Consider the following 19,075-nt stretch of genomic DNA (forward strand, 5'->3'; position numbering starts at 1 on the left):
TCTTCAGTATGAATTTATCCCGTCAGGAACAACGTACCTTACACGTTCTCGCCAAAGGTGGCCGCATTGCGCACGTCCGCAATACATCAGGCCGCATCACCGCCGTTGAATGCTACACCCGCGAAGGGCTGTTGCTCACCGACTGCACCCTCGCCACCTTCAAAAAACTCAAAACCAAAAAGCTGATCAGGTCCGTCAACGGTCAGCCCTACCACATTAACACCACCGGGCTGAACAACGTTCGCGCCCGGCCCGATAACCGCTAAGGAGAGCATGATGGATATCAGCACCCTTATTTCCGCATCCCGGCACATCCAGCTGTCAGAGGAGGAAAGTAAAATCCCCTGGGACGAACCAGCCTTCAGCCAGCGCATGCTGGCGAACCATTTGTCTCAGGATCACGACTGGGCAAGCCGCAGGCAGAGCGTCATTGAGCAGCAGGTCGAGTGGATCGCCAGTCAGTTATCCCCTGGCGCACACGTCCTCGATCTCGGCTGCGGCCCCGGCTTTTATACCCACCGCTTAGCGGAGCGCGGATTTCACTGCACCGGCGTGGATTTCTCACCGGCATCCGTGAGCTGGGCCCGTCAGCAGGCGCAGAATGCCGGATTGAATATCGACTATGTTCAGCAGGATATTCGCTCATACTGGCCGGATAAATCGTTCGATTTCATCATGATGACTTTCGGGGAACTGAATGTTTTCAGCACGGCGGACGCGCGCTCACTCGTCAGCCGCTGCGCGCTGTGGCTGGAATCGGGTGGCAGGCTACTCACTGAAGTCCATACTTTCGACGAAGTTAAGCGTCAGGGAATGGCTGAAGCAAGCTGGCAACGCTGTCCGGACGGGCTGTTTCTGGCCGTCCCTCACCTGCTGCTGACGGAACATGGCTGGGATGAAGAAGCGAAGACCAGCTCGACACATTTCTGGGCCATAGAGGCAAACGGTCACACCACCCGTTTCGGCAGCCAGATGACGGCCTGGCGCGATGACGAGTACGTCAGCCTGCTCGGTAGTGTCGGATTTACCCTGCTTCCTCCTCCTGCAAGCCACGACTGGCCAGTCAGCGACACATTTGAAGGAAAGCTGTTTGCTCTGCTGGCTGAAAAAGCAAAAACCTCAGAGCCACGCCCTCTTAATACTCAACGCAATAAAAGGAATTCCGCATTGGATATCCCACGTATTTTTACCATCAGTGAAAGCGAACACCGCATCCACAACCCGTTCACCGAAGAGAAGTACGCCACACTGGGCCGTGTGCTGCGCATGAAGCCGGATACCCGCATTCTGGATCTCGGCAGCGGCTCGGGGGAAATGCTTTGTACCTGGGCCCGGGATCACGCCATTACCGGCGTCGGTATCGACATGAGCCCGTTGTTCAGCGAGCAGGCCAGACGCCGCGCAGAAGAACTCGGCGTCGGCAGCCGGGTTCAGTTCATACACAACGACGCCGCCGGATATGTAGCAGAAGAAAAATGCGATGTGGCCGCCTGCGTCGGCGCGACATGGATTGCCGGTGGTTTTGCCGGGACGGTCGAATTGCTGGCGCAAAGCCTGAAACCGGGCGGGATCATGCTTATCGGTGAACCCTACTGGCGTCAGCTTCCGGCAACGGACGAGATAGCGCAGGCCTGTGGCGTCCCGTCGGTGTCCGATTTTCTCACCCTGCCCGACCTGGTCGCCTCTTTCGACGAGCAGGGCTATGACCTGGTGGAAATGGTACTGGCAGACCAGGAAGGCTGGGACAGATACGAAGCGGCAAAATGGATGACCCTGCGTCGCTGGCTGGAGGAAAACCCTGACGATGACTTTGCACAAGAGGTTCGGGCAGAACTGCCAATTGCGCCCAAACGCCACGTCACGTACACACGAGAGTACTTTGGCTGGGGGGTGTTTGCCTTGATTGCCCGATAACCTGAAACAGGCGGTATAGCCTTAACGACTATACCGCCCTTCACTCATCAGGTATTAAGGCGGCTCAGGATAAAATGAACGCAGAATCAGTCACGTTTACCCGCGCTTAATCATCGGGATATCGCCTGTATCATTTAACGCCCCCGGAAATGTTTTTTACCACTGAGCGATTTTTTGTTTATTGATATTCACCACACTTATCCCTTCCAGGCATCCCCATAATTCTCGAGTATGTTGGGGCGTGATCACAATACAGTCTTTCATTGCGCTAATTTTGACAGGCATTCCGTTGATAAAGCCTGCCCGGGTTAAAACGCGCACGTTATATAATCCTGTAACGGTAATCCCCCATTTTTAGCGGAAGTGATAAGTAGAATCAGGTCATGCGTTGAATAAACCAGGTTTTCCCCATCACGGTCTGACCTGTCCTGCCATCACGTCATGCTTGCCTGAACAATCGGTGGTGTTGTTTCCGTCTTACTGACTCAGATACTTAAACGTTCATCACTGGTGCATAGTACTCCTGAACTTTTGCCAATAGTGCCCACACAATCCGCGCATTCTTATTAGCCAATGCTACCGAGGCAATGTTGTTATTCCGGCGTGCCAGTAGTCGACTGGCCCATCCCGATACAGCATCCTGTTTACGTTTGACCGACTGCAACACAGCCCTGGCGCCGTGAATGAGTAAGGTTCGTAAATAAATATCCCCTCGTTTGCTTATCCCGAGCAAGACGTGTTTGCCACCACTTGAATGCTGACGTGGAACCAGCCCTGGCCAGGCTGCCAACTGTCGGCTATTTTCGACATTGCTGGCGTTGCCGATAGTCGCAATTAGTGCGGTGGCGGTGATCGGGCCAATGCCTGGGATCTTGCTGATACGCTGGCATAGCGCATTTTGGCGGTAACACTGCTCAATCTGCTTGTCGAGCGTAGCGATGACATCGAACAGATATGTCATATGGTGCTGTAACAGACTCAGCTGTACACGGAACAGAGATGGCAACGAGTTATCAGCATCTTCCAGGAGCTCAGGTAACTGTCGCTGTAGCGGCTGGATCCCCCGGGGCACGACGATGCCAAATTCAGCCAATAGTCCCCGAATTTGATTCGCCTGAGCGGTCCGTTGCTTAATGAAACTCTGACGACTCCGGTGAAGCGACAATACGGCTTGCTGCTCAGGGGTCTTGACCGGCACGAACCGCATGTTGGGTCGTGTGACGGCTTCGCAAATAGCCTCTGCGTCTGCAGCATCATGCTTATTGGTTTTGACATAGGGCTTGACGAACTGAGGAGCCATCAGCTTGACGTTATGGCCCATCGACATGAGTTTGCCGGCCCAAAAGTGGGCAGAAGCACATCAAACATGGAGGGATGTTGGCAAAAAAGGAAAGCATTTTTGCTCGTTTGAGTTGCTTGTTGAACAACCGCTTGCCGTGTTCGTCAATTCCGTGGACCTGGAAAACCTCTTTTGCCAAATCGATGCCGATAGTCTTAACGTTCATGATGGCCGCTCCGCTCAGGTAGTGACGATTTATCGTCCCACTGTGGCATAAGATGTAGGGGGCGACCATTCCATTAACAAAGCCCACTTTCATATTGTGATGGCTACCAAAACTCGAAATAATGAATGTCAATATTAAATGAATTTAAAAAAATATATTAAAACACTGAGTTAGGTGTTTTTCAATCAATTATTCCCGCTACCATTTCATTCCCCCCCCTTTCATTTTCACCTGATTTTGTGTATTATATATACAAAATTATACGGAAGTTTTCTTGAACACCGCCCATTAATAATGGTCATGAAGATTTTTCTTGTCGGGACACAACCTTTGCTTAGAGGCGTCTTATGAGTAAGTGCTATGTATCACCTATTGAAGCCTATTAATAGACTAAGCACAGATGGTTGATATAAATGTTATCTTGAGCGTGCACACAAGAAAATCCATCAATCCTTGGAGCAAAGGAATAATGAAGAAATATATAGCCATTGTATTATCAGTTATTTCCATATTATCATTAAAATCAGTCTATGCTGATGATGGCTTTTGCTCTCTGGCCAGTGGTCCATCTACAGCCAGCTATGACTTCTCCAATATGAGTGTAACCGATCCCGAGAAGAACATTCCTGGCACTGCACTCTCTACCGGAAACTTGAATTCTGGTGTTCAAAATGCAAAGATGACATGCACCTGTTCTGGTGGTCCCTATAGGAATATCTGGTTATGGGGGGATACGACCCTCAGCAACCCACAAACTGTGGATGATTATATTTATTATGACATCCCAGGAAATAAAGAAATGCAGGTAGCGACAAAAATATTTACACGTACAGGTTACTCTTCAGTTCCTTTTGGTCCAAAAAAAAATTATAGCGACACCGATCAATATAACTGCAACACTACGATGGACTTAAGCCTGGGTGGTAACAATACGGGGGGTGTTATTCAGGTTTCTGTCCGTTTAAAAAAATCAATAGTCGGACAGTCAACTATCAACAATGTGTTGGTGGCATCTACATACTGGAATATGGGTGATACCGGCGGTACATCTCATGGGCCGGTTGCGACAACAAATATTTATCTGAATGGTACCGTCACCGTTCCTCAAAACTGCGTTATTAACGCTGGAACTCAAGTTGTTGTTGATTTAGGGGCACTCTATGCAACTGACTTTAAGGTGGCAGGGCAGAAACCAGACAACTATACGTCGAAACAAATCAATATACCGATTAAATGTAACGATATGAGTGCAACAGCCAATCTGACAATGCGCATTGAGGGGAGTCCGTCAACGAATATTCCTAATGCTATTCAGTCTGATAATAAAGATGTGGGAGTCGTTGTTACTAATGAAGACAATGTGCCATTAATACCAAATAATAGCAGCAGCATTGTTCCATTTAAACTGGATGAAAGCTATCGCTCAAATGTGACGTTATATGCCTACCCGGTTGGCACCACAGGTAATATCCCTAAAGAAGGAGTGTTCACAACGCTGGCTTACCTTCGGGTTGATTTTTCCTGAATCAGTTGTGCATGATAAACCGCATTGTTAGTTACGTTTCTATTGATACGGCTTTGTTAATGGAATGGTCGCCTCCTGTTTGCCAGGCTATACTCTAAATATTTCAAGTTGCAGGACGGCGGCAAGGGAGTGAATCCCGATGAGCTTACACCAGTAAGTGATTCGGGTGAGCGAACGTAGCCAACACACATGCAACTTGAAGTATGACGAGTATAAATATGTTGTGGTAGGTTTGCTGGTCATCAATTGCAGCCATAGATCCGGACTTGACCCTGTAAATAAATCTGTGTAACTGCCATCGTATTAAAGATGATCGCTCAGGCGCTGAGGGATCCCCAGTAATGGGCGGGTAAAAAAAGACAGGCATAGAGTTTTGTGATCTACTGATTTGTGCAACCAATTCAATGAGATCGCCTCTATGCCTGCTCGCCAGGTATGTCAGAGTTTTTTCCGTGACGCGTTAGCACCGTTTCACAAATACCGACAAAATGCTTTGCTGGATGCCACCATTGCTCTCATCAATGGCGCATCACTGACGCTGACCAGTATCGGGCGTTATTTACCCGGCACGGCTCAGGTCACAAATAAAATCAAACGCGTTGACCGACTGCTCGACAATGAATCTTTTCACCGCGGTATCCCACTGATTTTCAGAAACATTATTGCCATGCTGACGAGCCAGCTATCTCTTTGTGTCATCGCTGTTGACTGGAGTGGCTATCCGTCTCAGAAGCATCACGTGCTCCGTACCAGCCTGATTTGCGACGGACGTTCGATGCCCTTGCTGAGCTGGATAGTTCCTTTGGAAAAACAGCAAAACGCAAAGGTACAGCAAGCTTTTCTTAATACTCTTTTCGAGGCGGTAAACCCAAAAGCAAGGGTCATCATCGTCACGGACGCAGGGTTCCAGAATGACGGGTTCCAGCACATAAAATATCTCGGCTGGGATTTTATCGGACGCATCAGAGGCAATGTCCGGATGCGGCTGGACAGTAAGGGGGAATACTGGTTCCGGCGTCAGGAATTGCAGGCCAGTAGTAAACCGGAATATCTGGGGCCGGGAACGCTTGCCCGATCAAAATATGCCCGATGCGATGGTCATTTTTATTTGCATAAAAAAGAGCCGAAAGGACGGAAAAATAAACGCTCTCGCTGTGGTATAGCCAGATCATCACAGATAAAAGATGCCAGCTCGGCGGCAAAAGAACCGTGGTTAATATTCAGTAGCACAAATGACTTTAAGCCGCGATAAATCATGAAGTTATACAGCCGCCGAATGCAGATCGAGCAGAACTTCCGGGATGAAAAAAGCGAGCGGTTCGGGTTCGGCCTGCGTGCCAGTTACAGCCGTTCGGCAGGAAGAGTGCTGGTGCTGAGCCTACTGGCGACACTGAGCACAATAGTGCTGTGGCTTATTGGTTATCACGCGGAAAATAAAGGGTTGCATCTTAGATACCAGGCCAACAGCATTAAAACGCGCCGGGTAATCTCGTATCTGACGTTAGCGGAGAATGTCTTACGACACACACCGCTAATTTTAAAACGAACGGTGCTGGGCACCGTTCTTAATCACCTGGCCAAAACCTACCAGAATATGGTGTTGGTTTATTAGCGCTGATTTATGGGGATCCCTCAGCGCCTGAGCGATCACCTTTAATACATTGGCAGTTACACAGAATTACTGACAGGCTCCGTCGATGTTCTCCTGTCTGTTGAATTTTTTGTGCTTGCTCACAAAGTCACAACGCAATTTCACCGAAAAAAACCTTTATTTTTACAAGGTTACTCACCACTTTCAATCCAGGCTCAAGCAGAGCACCGAAACAGAAAACCCCGACTATCAAGGCTGGCAGCCGTTTGTACGCCCTCCCCCCTGCTTTTTGTTTATAAATTCAATGAAATTTTATGCCCTATCATTCCCAACAGGAATTGATTCATAAAACCAGATACCACTCTTCCCTCACTGTTGCTGACATAATCTTTTAAAATAAGCCAAAAGAAACAAACAACTAAAACACCGATTTAACAAAACTCTTTTAACTTCCCCCTACTGAGGAATGAAGCGATGCTGGTGATCCTGAGTGTATTGATGCTCATTTTCTTTATCTTTTGCTTAATGACCAAGCGGCTTTCAGCATTAACGGCCCTGATCATTATTCCGACTGTTTTTGCCCTGATCGGCGGTTTCTACGCCCACCTCGGTAAATACATGATGGACGGCATCAAAACCGTTGCACCAAACGGTGTCATGATTATTTTTGCCATGCTCTATTTCATGGTCATGACCGAAGCAGGGATGTTCGATCCGCTGGTCAAACGCGTGATTAAAGCGGTAAAAGGTGACCCGGTTATGATCTTCCTCGGCACTGTGCTACTGGCCTTTATTGTGGCGCTGGACGGTGATGGCGCGACTATCTACATCATCGTACTCTCGGCTTTCTTACCGATTTACAAGCGCCTCGGCCTCTCCTTACCCATGGTATGTTGCCTGTTACTGCAAGTCTCAGGGTTGGGAAACATGGTGCCGTGGGGTGGGCCAACGGCGCGAGCCGCCACGTCAATGCACGTCGATATTGGCACCATGTTTGTGCCTATGATCCCTGCCCTGATAGCCTGTGCGGTATGGACATTTGTTCTGGCTTACATCTTTGGCCGCCGAGAGCGCGCACGTCTGGGGACTAATCTGAACTTCAACGCCGAGAATACCCTCGACGAGCAGGGCCGGTCACGGGGGCCGAAAACCTTCATTTTTAATTGGTCATTAACGATTTTGTTGATTATTGGTTTATGTGTCGAAGTGTTGCCATTAAGCTATCTGTTCATGATTGCCGCCTGTCTGGCACTGATGGTTAACTTTCCAGCCTTGCAGGCTCAGAAAGAGCAGCTCGAGCAGCACGCCCCGCCAATTCTTGCGGTATCCAGTCTGATTTTTGCCGCTGGGGTATTTACCGGAGTCTTTACCGGAACAGGCATGGTCAACGCGGTTGGCAGCGCACTGCTGGAGGTGATCCCGAATGCACTCGGTCCCTATATGGCGGTAGTGACGGCGCTACTGAGCATTCCGATGACCTGGTTGGTCTCCAACGATGTGTTCTATTTTGGGGTACTGCCGGTGTTAGCTGATACCGCAAAACATCACGGCATCAGTGGCATCGAAATGGCGCGTGCGTCACTCATGGGGCAACCGGTGCATATTCTGAGCCCGCTGGTCGCGTCAACGTATCTGGTGGTCAGTATGTTGAAACTCGATTATTCCGAGAATCAATACTTTACCTTTAAATGGTCTCTGGTAAGTAGTTTACTCATGATTGTCGTTTCACTTCTTACCGGGATATTTCCTTTCTACGCTGCATAGAGTGTTTTATGACTTGGTTATTGGGTCAATGGGACGTCATCTTCATCCTGCTACAAATCATCGTAATCGACCTGCTATTGGGTGGCGATAACGCGGTGGTGATTGCCATGGCTTGCCGAAAGTTGCCGCCTCATCAACGCAACAAGGCGATTATTATCGGTACAGCCGGCGCAATTGTTGCACGAGTAGTTTTATTGATCGTGGCGGTTAAACTGCTGGATTTACCTTACCTCAAACTGGTTGGCGGCCTTTTACTGCTTTGGATTGGCATTAAACTGGTGGCTAACGAAGAGGAAGAGAGTGACATTAAAAGTGCCACCAGTCTGTGGAAGACGTCGATGACCATCGTCGTGGCAGATGTAGTGATGTCACTGGATAACGTGCTGGCCGTTGCCGCAGCGGGTAAAGGCAACTATTGGTTGGTGGCGCTAGGCGTGGTGATAAGCATCCCGATAATCATTGCTGGCAGCAAGCTGGTACTGGCATTAATTAACCGTTTTCCGATTATCATCATGCTCGGTGGCGCGCTCATTGGCTGGATTGCAGGAAGCATGTTTGTGACCGACCCGGCAATTTCGCATCTGCAGATGGCGTCTATCAACCACTTGCCGCTCTTTGCCGGTATCGCCGGAGCGCTACTGGTTCTGGCCATTGGCATGGGTAAAGGCAGACTGGCCGAGAAAAACAGCCACTAGTTTCACTTCCCATAAAAAAAGGTTCATCGCACTTTACCGGGAAACGCCGCTTTTATCTTCATAAAAAAGTAGTCGTTATCCCGGTATCCATATGCCATCCTTTTTATCACCTTGATCCTGTTATTCATTCCCTCAAGTACGCTGGTATTCAGACGATGCGTGGCACTGGCGATTATGCCACTCACGTAACCCTTAAGCTTTTCCGCGAAGTGCTGCAATGCCCTGATGCCACTCTCCTGTGACTGCCTGTACCACTCATCCCAGCGTGCTGTGCAACTGCCTTATCCGGCGCATACCACCGCTCTTTCAGCGCTGTTTTCATCACGTACACCGTATTTAACGGCTGGTTCGCCTCCAGCAACACGGCCAGTTTTACTTCATGTCCAACCGGCAGATTCTCCGGATTGCGCAGTAACAACCAGCGGCTGCGTTTGATGACCTTCCGTGCCTTGCTGTGGTCACGCAACTGATTCGCCAGGTCGACCCTCACTCTGTCGATAACTTCCCGGCCGAACTTCGCCACAACATAGAACAGGTCATAGACCACTTCCGCCTGCGGGCACTGCGCTCTCACCTCCAGGTCCAGCGCTGTGTTCATGTCCATCGCGACAGATTCGATAGCGGCACAACCTTCCTGACCCAGCCAGGTGAAGAACGGACGGAAGGCCACCCGGCTGCGATCTTCGCCAACCCACAGCACCCGTTTTGTATCCGCATCTATCACAACCGTGGCGTAACGATGGCCTTTAAACAGCGCGAATTCATCCGTTATCAGACGGCGCAGTGTGTGCCGTTCAGGCTCCCTGAGTTCCCGTTGCAGACGGCGGTTAAGTGGCTGGTGAGTGTTTTGGCGAATACAAAACTAACCACTTTTACCGCCGTTTTCTATGGGTTCACGCTTATCCGCGATGAACCTAAGGAAGGTGCGAATAAGTCTGTGATATGAGATCAGGATGTTCATCCGGAGCTACACTCCAGGGGGCATCATGAACCATCAACTCACCTTCGGCGACAGTGAATTCAGCAGTAAGCGTCGTCAGACCCGAAAAGATATTTTCCTCTCCCGCATGGACCAATTGCTGTCGTGGCAAAACATGATGGATGTCATCGAGCCAGTTTACCCCAAAGCGGGTAATGGTCGTCGGCCCTACCCGCTGGAAAGCATGTTACGTATTCACTGCATGCAGCATTGGTACAACCTGAGCGATGGCGCGATGGAGGATGCTCTGTATGAAATCGCCCCCATGCGACTGTTCGCCAGGTTATCTCTGGATAGCGCCCTGCCGGACCGCACCACCATCATGAATTTCCGCCACCTACTGGAGCAGCATCAGCTGGCCCGCCAATTGTTCAAGACCATCAATCACTGGCTGGCCGAAGCAGGCGTCATGACGACCCGGGGCACCCTGGTCGATGCCACCATCATTGAAGCACCCAGCTCTACCAAGAACAAACGGCAGTAACGCGACCCTGAAATTCATCAGACCAAGAAAGACAATCAGTGGCACTTTGGTATGAAGGCCCACATTGGTGTTGATGCCAGGAGTGGCCTGACTCACAGCCTGGTCACCATCGCAGCCAACGAGCATGATCTCAATCAGTTAGGCAACCTGCTGCATGGAGAGGAAGAATTTGTCTCAGCCGATGCAGGCTACCAGGGAGCGTCGCAGCGCGAAGAATTGGCCGAGGTGGATGTGGACTGGCTGATCGCTGAGCGCCCTGGCAAGGTAAGAACCCTGAAGCTGCATCCGCGTAAGAACAAGGTGGCCATCAACATCGAATACATGAAAGCCAGCATCCGGGCCAAAGTAGAACACCCGTTTCGCATCATCAAGCGGCAGTTTGGCTTCGTGAAAGCCATATATAAGGGGCTGCTGAAAAACAATAACCAGCTGGCGATGTTATTCACTCTGGCCAACCTGTTTCGGGTGGACCAGATGATACGTCAATGGGAGAGAGCTCACTAAAAACCGGGAAAAACGCCTGAAATGGCGAAAATGGCCTAAATAGGCTAATTCGAGGTGTTTGCGGGAGAAAAAATCAGTTCAGACACGAGAAATTTAAACCAACGAATCAGTTGGGAAGACATAGCCCGCTTATTCGCACCTTCCTGAGTCATTTGTTTACCAGAGGACAAATTAAGCGCAACACTTTTCACTTTTTTATCCGCTATTGGTAGTTCCAGATTTTCTCGGCAATCTGCACAAACTTTTGCGCAACGGGTGAAAGTTCGCTCCAGGAGTGAAACTGCAGACCAAAGGTTCGCGGCATCACTAATAGAGGCATCGGAATTTCAACCAGTGGAATGGCATGTTGGCTCTCCTCCAGAGCGCGTCGTGAAATAAAACTAAGCAGGTTGGTTTCAACAATCACCGAATGCAGTGTCGCTATCGAATTCGCCTCTATCTGGATCCTCGGCGGCGGGTAACCTCCAAGTTTCAGTCGCTGTTCCACCCATTGGCGAATCGCAACCTTCCGGGAAGGCAGCAGCCAGTTATAACGGTCCAACTGCTCCGAGGTCGGGTGTATACCGGCCAGTGGATGATCCTTGTTCGCCACCAGCACCACCGGGTCATCAAGCAGGGGGCGGGAGATGAATTCGCTGCTAGTTTCGGGTAAAAAACCCAAAATAATGTCGAGCTGCTTCTCACGCATGGTGCTTTGCAACAGGTCATTCATGCCGACTTTCACATCCAGGTGCACACTCGGCGCCTCTTCAAGCAGACGTTTAGCAAGCTGAGGCAGCATGAATTCTGCCGCCGTTGCCGCCGCACCGAGGCGAATATACCCCGCAGTTCCTTCGGCAAGGGCGCTCATGTCACGCTGAGTAACTTCCATATCCTGCACAATTTTTTGAGCCCGCTCACAAAGTAGCAATCCCGCTTCGGTCAAACGTATCCCTCTGCCGACCTTTAAAGTCAGCCGCGTGGCATAGGTTTTTTCCAGTCTTTGAATGCATTTTGTTAGAGCAGGTTGAGTGATACCAAGGGTTATAGCAGCGCGTCCCAGATGCCCTGTATCCTGAATAGCCAGTAAATAGTGTAGGTATTTCAGTTCCATTCCATTCCTCATAGGAATCAATAAATAAAATTATGGCGTTATTATTTATCTTTTAACAGTGCCAATATGAGTAAAAATAGCACTGGAGTAGAGTATGACCTATAAGTTTTTAATGACCGCACCGGCTCTCGGTGCCGCAGGCCGCAAGGTCTTAGCGGACGCGGGCTGCGAAGTGGATTACTTGCAGGATGCGAACGACGACAAAGAAGTTGAACAGCTGATGTCCACGCGTGCCTATGATGCGGTCATCTCCCGTACAGTGTCGCTGTCGGCTAAGGCCATTGAGGCCTGTCCTTCACTTAAAATCATTTGTAAGCACGGTGTCGGCGTGACCAATATTGACGTTGCGGCTGCCACTGCGCACGGTATACCTGTGTTAACCACTCCGGCAACCAATGCACAGTCCGTTGCAGAGCTGGCTATCGGCCTGATGCTGAGCGCCGCGCGCCAACTGCCTTTCTTCCAGCAGGAGATCGCCGCAGGTCGCTGGACTCGAAGCAGCCAGGGTATTGAGCTATATGGAAAAACGCTGGGACTGATAGGTTATGGTGAAATTGGCCGTCGCGTCGCTCACATTGCCAAGGCTATCGGCATGCGCACGGCATTTTTTGACCCGGCCATCCCGCAGGGAAGCGACAATACCGACGCGGTCCAGTACTCCTCTTTGCAAGAGCTGCTGCAAGTGAGCAACGTCATCAGCCTGCACTGCCCGGTAAACAAAGCCACCCGCCTGATGCTCAACGCCGACACTCTGGGCCAACTGCCAGACCGCGCCATCGTTATCAATACTTCGCGCGGAGAGTTGATTGACGAATCGGCCCTTGCGCAGGCTCTGACCGACGGCAAACTGGCCGCAGCCGGCCTTGATACTGTAGCCATAGAGCCTCTGCCTCTGGACCACCCTTTCCGCCAGTTCAGCAACATTGTTATGACTCCACACATTGGTGGAACCACTCCCGAAGCGCTGGATGCCGTGGCCCGTTCTGCCGCACAGCAGTGTCTCGACTTTTTACAACAGCAGCGGATCAACATCCGTGCCTGTGTAAATCCTGAAGCTATGAATAAGGAGAGTAAATAATGACTTCTCGCAGCGAGTGGCCCGCTGGCTACTTTATCGGCTCACGGGACAACGTGCCTGACTCCGCCACCATAGAGGCTTTCAGCCGCTTGCCTGTGCCCAACATTGGTGACGCAATGGGCCGCAGCGTAGGCGCTATCGGCCTGCAGGCCTACCACGCGGATAACAACGTGGTGCTATGTGGACCCGCCATTACGGTAAAAGTCAGACCTGGTGATAATCTGATGATCCATAAAGCCATTGAGATGGCACAGCCGGGCGACGTCATTGTGGTTGATGGTTCAGGCGATCTCACCCAGGCCTTAATTGGCGGACTGATGCGCACCTCTGCGTTGACCAAAAAGATCGTCGGCTTCGTGATCGATGGCGCAATCCGCGATCTGAACGAATGGGCTGAAGGCGGTATCGCCGTTTATGCGCGCGGTAATACGCTGCGTGGGCCAAGTAAAGACGGTCCAGGCCAGGTCAATATCCCCATCTCCTGCGCCGGTATGCTCGTCAATCCTGGCGATTTAATCGTTGCCGACGTTGACGGTGTGATTGCCATTCCTTACGACGAGTTGAAAGACCTGTTACCGAAGGTGCAAAAACACGCACAGCGTGAAGAGGAGATCCGCGCAAACAACTCCTCAGGCACTACCGACCCCGAACGTTTCAATAGCTTACTGCGCGCCAAAGGCTGCCCGGTCTGAGTCATATATAAAACCTTTTGGGGTGGCGACACCCCTTTCTACGCCCCTATTACTCTCTGTAGCACTGTAGGAGTGCGGCTTGGGCAACGGATGCTCTTTCTACACGCGAACTCCGTATCTATCTATCGATTAAAAATCGCGATGCCAGCACGGCGGTTAAGGTCCTTAATGAAGCGATGTCGGAAAACGGCACCGCCATTGACAAGATTAAGGCTAAAACAGACAGAGATTGATGACTGGATGTAAACGAGTTCGGATATAGCGTACACGCCCAGTCTAAATAACACCGTAGCCGATAGACAGTTCTACCGGCTACGGTTGAGATTGCTACCTTAGAAAATCGCCCGATACAGCGCTTTAATCTCTTCCAGATTCGTATCGCGCGGGTTACCGCCAGTGCACACGTCCGCCAGCGCGGCGGCGGCGAGGGCATCGATATCTTCCTCTTTCATACCCACATCACGCAGACGCGCCGGGATATTAACGTCGCGGTTAAGTTGCGCCACGGCCTCAACGGCCGCCTGACGCGCTTCGGCAATCGGTAAGGTCGCCGCCGGCTTGTTCCCCAGGGCCACTGCAATATCGCGATACTTCTCACCGGTAAATTCAGCGTTGTAAGCCATGAGATGCGGCAACAGCACCGCGTTGGCGACACCATGCGGCGTACCGTAGAAAGCGCCCAACGGGTGCGCCATGCCATGAACCAGCCCCAGACCAACGTTAGAGAAGCCCATTCCGGCAATATATTGCCCCAGCGCCATGCCTTCCGCGCCCTGCGCATCGCCCTGTACCGAGGCACGGAGTGAACGACCAATCACTTCGATGGCTTTAAGGTGCATCATGTCGGTTAATTCCCATGCACCTTTGGTGATGTAACCTTCGATCGCGTGAGTCAGCGCATCGACGCCAGTCGCCGCCTTCAGGCTGGCAGGCATGCTGGCCATCATTTCGGCATCGATAATCGCCACAACCGGGATATCGTGCGGGTCATAGCAAACAAACTTGCGTCGGTTCTGGACATCGGTAATCACGTAGTTGATGGTCACTTCAGCAGCGGTGCCGGCTGTAGTCGGGATAGCAATCATCGGTACGGCGGCATTTTTGGTATCAGCCCCGCCTTCCAGACTACGAACATCGGCGAACTCAGGATTATTAATGATAATCCCTATCGCCTTGCAGGTATCCTGCGGTGAACCACCGCCGATGGCGATCAGGTAATCTGCACCCGATTGTTTAAACGCTTCAACGCCCTGCTGAACAACCTCAATAGTCGGGTTGGGAATCACGCTATCAAAGATGCTGTAGGCCAATCCGGCACTGTCGAGGATATCGAATACTTTTGTCGCAACCTTAAAGCGAATCAGATCTTTATCCGTGACCACCAGCGCTTTTTTGAAGCCGCGCTTTTTGACTTCATCGACAATGCAGCTAATCGATCCCGCACCAAAATAAGAGGTTTCGTTTAAAATCATTCTGTAAGCCATTTCTTACTCCCTTCAAGCTGAGTGTTTGATAACAATAATATTTCGTCATACAGTAACGTGATTAACGCTGCCGCTTTATTATTCAATATCAAGTAACATCTCAATTGCCCTGTCCTCTTGCTCTACCCATTAACTTACCGGCAATATCATGTAAATTTTGTCCAGTATATTGGAATGCAAAGGCTACCATGACTAATAGCGCTCACACTCCACAGTTGTCAGCATAAATAACCAGAAGACTGCCTATCTCACGCTGAATATTATTGAACTGGATCACGTAATTTTTTCGTAAAAGTGATTTGTCATCACAGATATTCTCGATCGTGACAACTTTGCATGAAATTATTGATAAACAGATTGGGAGACGAACGCGTCTGGAGAAGCAGTGGAACTAAAAAAAGCCTTTAGATAATAATCACTGTCTGAAAAATAATGCCGGACCTTTTCTGACATAACACATGCAGCATACACAGATTGAGTTCGATTACAAAACCGGCAAATTGCAACATAAACAAAACAACATCAACACATAATTAACAATTAGTCAATTACCGTCAATAACCTTCTCACATTAAATTTCTTCATTAGAATCACCTCCCCTCAAACTGAATATTAACTGGCTCTTTAAAGAGTAACGCGCTCTATTTAAGATAGTTGATGATAGCACCATTAAGAATATTCCCGTCACTTCGCGAGGTTTTAATTATTAAAAAACATTAAAAGAATAAAAATCCCTCTAAAAAAAGCCATCTTTATTGCAAACATATCTACCTCTTGTTAGTATAACTTCCTATGTCAATATGTTTATTATAAAAATACCACTTATGATGTTTCTTAATCTTTATTCTAATCACCTGGCCATACGTCTCCAAAGGCAATAGTAAATGTCTTACTTTATATATTGACATTTCACATTTATCGGCTAATTCACGAGTAAGTAGCCCCTCAGGCTCATGTTCTTTTAATACGATAAGAATATACTCCTGCTCTGGTACATTCACTCCAGAGAATTTATTGATACCCATGGCGGTCATCAATGGCCTTAAGCCTTCAGCAGCAGCACCAGAACCATGATGTAAATCAGGGGTACAGGATGAAGTTACAATCTTCATGCGTCAGCTCCTTCTGTCATTCAACGAACGACAGTATGGATTGACCACACAAAGACGGCAACATTAGCTTTAAATTTCAATCTAAATAGTACATTTATCTGAAATTCACTTTTTTTTATGATAAAAACACTGATGTAAAGAGTGAATTTTTAATTCCGAGTGGAGATAAAAATGCGGTTCGATATAGAGGGATTTATTACTTTTGATACTGAGGAGGCCTCTCTGGTCAACTTGTTGACTGGCGATTGTATTGAACTATCGGCCACATCGACTCGCCTTCTTAGTAGCCTGTTACAATACCGGGGGGATATTATCTCTCGTGTTGATATTCTTCAGACGGTTTTTGAAAAATATGGTGCGAGGCCTTCTAATAGCAATCTCAATCAATACATATCAACGCTGCGCCGTAGCCTTTCCGACCTTGGTATTGAGAAGGATATGATTATTACCGTGCCACGAATCGGTTTTAAAATTTCTAATGAAATTATTATTACCACCGATAGTGATTACCACACATCTTTCACTCTCCCGGTCCTTTCACCTGAACCACCTAAGCGCAGTGTCATCTGGCAACATCGTAAAGCTCTTGCTTTAACTCTACTTTTCTCTGTGGGCATTCTGGCGTTTATTTTTTATTTTTTCAATAAAAAACAATCACCTAAATCATTCATCACGCAAGATAAATGCACCATTTACACTCCAGATGTCATCTCTGGTTCTGAAATACCAGATAATATCAACAATAACAAACTGTTACCTTCCGGACTTGATTGCTCGACACCAAAAAAAGTCTACTTCTTCAAGCGACAAACTAATGAGGCGCGTGGGCTGGGGATTTACATGGATATATTCATACTCGACTGCAGTATTAAAAGTCAGCAGTGCCACAGTCACTACTATAAGGAAATTAAAAATGCGTAAATATTTCTTAGCATTTGGTATCTGTATACTAATAGTGATTATATTTTTAATTTTTTACTTTCGGATCAATAGCTCTACGTCACTTTCTTGTAAATCACAATTTGACTTCACTCAGCAGATAAATTCTAATACTCTGCGCTCACAAGGCTTGCTATCTTCAGAGTTTTCAAAAGACCACCTCATAATCAACCTGGAAGGATTGCTATCCAGCAATACAAATAAATACATTATCTCACGCAGCATCGCTTTCACATTACAAAAAAATTCGGATAACAGTCATCTTTTTCATGTCACCAGCTTCAAGATAACTCGCCATAACATCGATAACACGCCTGAAGATATCGCTCAACAAATCCTCTTTAGCGATCAAAGTAATGATAGAATCATCTATATAAACCGCGTCAATGATGATACTATTTTATTCGGCAATCAAACGTTTCCGCAATATGGCTGCGAGCGAAAAAAAATAACTCGTTAAGATTTATTTCATTAACTTTATATTATAACGATATCATGACGATACATTTACTTCCTACATTAGCCAGCATCGCAAATACCATTGATATGATAAACCCCAAGCTGAATCTGCATCATGTCAGAACAGCGTTTATCGCATCACATCTGGCTAATTTAGTTCATTTCTCACCGGCTCAGCGGCGTAAAACCATTCTTGCGGCCCTCATCCATGATGTCGGTGGGTTAAATGAAAAATCACGTCTTGAACCGCTTAATTACATTGATGATGAGCATAACAACCATGCGCTCATTGGCAGCGAATTACTCAGCAGAATTCCGCTTTTTCGCCCATTGAACAGGATTGTTCGCTACCATCATACCCACTGGCGCAATGGCCTGGGGCATTACATCGAAGGGGAACTGGTCCCCGAAGAAAGCCATCTGCTGTTCTTTGCCGATCGGCTGGATGTCCTTTATTGCCAGCATCGCACCAGTCATGTGGCCTTCTTAGGCAAGAAACTCCTCGAAATTGTTACTGCCGGAGCGAATATACTCTATAAGGAAGAGTATATTCAGGCCTTCAGAATGCTCTCATCAAACGAACACTTCTGGTCGGTGATGGCCTCCTCTGACTATCGGGATTACATTAAAGAAATCCCAAAGATTCATAACGACACTATCTCTTTACATAACCTACGCGATATTTCTGAGCTGCTCTCTTTTGTCATCGATCAATTCAGCCAGCAGTCACCGTGGTATTCCTCAGCCGTCGGACGCATTGCCGGATTTCTGGCTACGAAAATGGAAATGAGCGCAACGCAAACGCTAAAAGTAGAGATTGGTGGGTTATTGCATAATATTTCGTGTCTGGATCATAGCCCGCCGCATAAGGGTTCGGCTTCGCCAGATAAAGCGCTGCACTCACTCTATCCAATTGAAGGAATTGATGATATTGCCGAGTGGGGTATTATGCAAAATAGCCCCAACCCGTATAAATTAAGCTATAAAACGCAGGTACCGGAAGCAGTACTTATCGCAGTCAGTCGCCAGGTAGTTTATGCGTTAACTGGCCCACGAGCGGAAGAGAAATCACTGGCTCAGTTAATTAAGCATAACCATGGGGATGAAATGCATCTGTTTATTATGTCTCTGGTCGCACAATATTCTTCGCAGGTTATTCATATTTATCGCGCTACTGCCGCAGAAATAAAAGTGTTAGTGGCGCGTATAGAGCAACTCGCGCCCCCCACTTAGGACCGGGCCTGCCGATTGTCCGGA

14 protein-coding genes and 5 pseudogenes are annotated in these 19,075 nt (G+C 48.6%); 13 read left to right on the forward strand and 6 right to left on the reverse strand.

Features of this window, described 5'->3' with window-relative positions:
- Positions 1 to 8 precede the first annotated feature (8 nt).
- Entirely contained in the window at positions 9 to 266 is a 258-nt protein-coding gene (locus GVK32_RS20160) for a YjhX family toxin (protein WP_159872595.1), read from the forward strand.
- Positions 267 to 273: 7 nt separating this feature from the next.
- Complete coding sequence (locus tag GVK32_RS20165) at positions 274 to 1,914, forward strand: class I SAM-dependent methyltransferase (protein ID WP_159872596.1); 1,641 nt, start codon at positions 274 to 276, stop codon at positions 1,912 to 1,914.
- A 156-nt stretch (positions 1,915 to 2,070) separates the two neighbouring features.
- Here GVK32_RS20165 and GVK32_RS29245 read toward each other — a convergent pair.
- Together GVK32_RS29245 and GVK32_RS20170 are read right to left on the reverse strand one after the other, a co-directional pair.
- Positions 2,071 to 2,226, reverse strand: a pseudogene (locus GVK32_RS29245) (SymE family type I addiction module toxin); the annotation flags it as partial.
- A gap of 181 nt (positions 2,227 to 2,407) precedes the next feature.
- Positions 2,408 to 3,419 (reverse strand): annotated as a pseudogene (locus tag GVK32_RS20170) (IS110 family transposase).
- 469 nt (positions 3,420 to 3,888) lie between these two features.
- On the opposite strand from GVK32_RS20170, the gene GVK32_RS20175 reads away from it, so the two are divergent.
- The 4 genes and pseudogenes from GVK32_RS20175 (at position 3,889) to GVK32_RS20190 (ending at position 8,994) form a co-directional block, all read left to right on the forward strand.
- The gene (locus GVK32_RS20175) at positions 3,889 to 4,944 is read left to right on the forward strand and encodes a fimbrial protein (RefSeq protein ID WP_159872597.1); all 1,056 of its coding nucleotides are present in this window, start codon (positions 3,889 to 3,891) and stop codon (positions 4,942 to 4,944) included.
- Positions 4,945 to 5,362: 418 nt separating this feature from the next.
- A pseudogene (locus GVK32_RS20180) lies at positions 5,363 to 6,556 on the forward strand (IS4 family transposase).
- Positions 6,557 to 7,009: 453 nt separating this feature from the next.
- The gene (locus tag GVK32_RS20185) at positions 7,010 to 8,299 is read left to right on the forward strand and encodes a CitMHS family transporter (RefSeq protein WP_159872598.1); all 1,290 of its coding nucleotides are present in this window, start codon (positions 7,010 to 7,012) and stop codon (positions 8,297 to 8,299) included.
- 8 nt (positions 8,300 to 8,307) lie between these two features.
- On the forward strand, positions 8,308 to 8,994 hold the full coding sequence (locus GVK32_RS20190; protein WP_159872599.1) for a TerC family protein: 687 nt from the start codon (positions 8,308 to 8,310) through the stop codon (positions 8,992 to 8,994).
- 23 nt (positions 8,995 to 9,017) lie between these two features.
- Here GVK32_RS20190 and GVK32_RS20195 read toward each other — a convergent pair.
- Positions 9,018 to 9,820 (reverse strand): annotated as a pseudogene (locus GVK32_RS20195) (ISL3 family transposase); the annotation flags it as partial.
- Between GVK32_RS20195 and GVK32_RS29565 the strand changes: the two are divergent.
- Together GVK32_RS29565 and GVK32_RS20200 are read left to right on the forward strand one after the other, a co-directional pair.
- Positions 9,734 to 9,940: a hypothetical protein gene (locus GVK32_RS29565; protein ID WP_159943642.1), complete on the forward strand. Its 207-nt coding sequence runs from the start codon at positions 9,734 to 9,736 to the stop codon at positions 9,938 to 9,940. The pseudogene GVK32_RS20195 and the gene GVK32_RS29565 sit on opposite strands and share 87 nt — an antisense overlap.
- A gap of 40 nt (positions 9,941 to 9,980) precedes the next feature.
- Positions 9,981 to 10,961 (forward strand): annotated as a pseudogene (locus GVK32_RS20200) (IS5 family transposase).
- A 202-nt stretch (positions 10,962 to 11,163) separates the two neighbouring features.
- On the opposite strand, the gene GVK32_RS20205 reads toward GVK32_RS20200, so the two are convergent.
- Positions 11,164 to 12,054 (reverse strand): LysR family transcriptional regulator, encoded by an 891-nt coding sequence (locus GVK32_RS20205; RefSeq protein WP_159872600.1) that lies wholly within the window; start codon positions 12,052 to 12,054, stop codon positions 11,164 to 11,166.
- Between the two features lie 94 nt (positions 12,055 to 12,148).
- On the opposite strand from GVK32_RS20205, the gene GVK32_RS20210 reads away from it, so the two are divergent.
- On the forward strand, positions 12,149 to 13,132 hold the full coding sequence (locus tag GVK32_RS20210) for a hydroxyacid dehydrogenase (protein WP_159872601.1): 984 nt from the start codon (positions 12,149 to 12,151) through the stop codon (positions 13,130 to 13,132).
- The gene (locus GVK32_RS20215) at positions 13,132 to 13,824 is read left to right on the forward strand and encodes an RraA family protein (RefSeq protein ID WP_159872602.1); all 693 of its coding nucleotides are present in this window, start codon (positions 13,132 to 13,134) and stop codon (positions 13,822 to 13,824) included. Before GVK32_RS20210 ends, GVK32_RS20215 begins: the two co-directional genes overlap by 1 nt.
- A gap of 332 nt (positions 13,825 to 14,156) precedes the next feature.
- On the opposite strand, the gene fucO is transcribed toward GVK32_RS20215, so the two are convergent.
- Positions 14,157 to 15,308: a lactaldehyde reductase gene (gene fucO / locus GVK32_RS20220; RefSeq protein WP_159872603.1), complete on the reverse strand. Its 1,152-nt coding sequence runs from the start codon at positions 15,306 to 15,308 to the stop codon at positions 14,157 to 14,159.
- A gap of 767 nt (positions 15,309 to 16,075) precedes the next feature.
- Positions 16,076 to 16,420 carry a FaeA/PapI family transcriptional regulator gene (locus tag GVK32_RS20225; RefSeq protein ID WP_159872605.1) on the reverse strand — a complete coding sequence of 115 codons (345 nt, stop codon included), beginning with the start codon at positions 16,418 to 16,420 and terminating at the stop codon, positions 16,076 to 16,078.
- A gap of 171 nt (positions 16,421 to 16,591) precedes the next feature.
- On the opposite strand from GVK32_RS20225, the gene GVK32_RS20230 reads away from it, so the two are divergent.
- The 3 genes from GVK32_RS20230 to GVK32_RS20240 are packed head-to-tail and all read left to right on the forward strand — an operon-like array spanning position 16,592 to position 19,051.
- Complete coding sequence (locus tag GVK32_RS20230) at positions 16,592 to 17,341, forward strand: winged helix-turn-helix domain-containing protein (protein ID WP_159872607.1); 750 nt, start codon at positions 16,592 to 16,594, stop codon at positions 17,339 to 17,341.
- Complete coding sequence (locus tag GVK32_RS20235; RefSeq protein ID WP_159872609.1) at positions 17,334 to 17,819, forward strand: FidL-like protein; 486 nt, start codon at positions 17,334 to 17,336, stop codon at positions 17,817 to 17,819. Before GVK32_RS20230 ends, GVK32_RS20235 begins: the two co-directional genes overlap by 8 nt.
- Before the next feature lie 35 nt (positions 17,820 to 17,854).
- The gene (locus GVK32_RS20240) at positions 17,855 to 19,051 is read left to right on the forward strand and encodes an HD-GYP domain-containing protein (RefSeq protein WP_159872611.1); all 1,197 of its coding nucleotides are present in this window, start codon (positions 17,855 to 17,857) and stop codon (positions 19,049 to 19,051) included.
- The last annotated feature ends 24 nt before the right edge of the window (positions 19,052 to 19,075 follow it).

The organism is Klebsiella sp. 18074 (assembly GCF_902705905.1).
Lineage (GTDB): Bacteria > Pseudomonadota > Gammaproteobacteria > Enterobacterales > Enterobacteriaceae > Klebsiella > Klebsiella terrigena.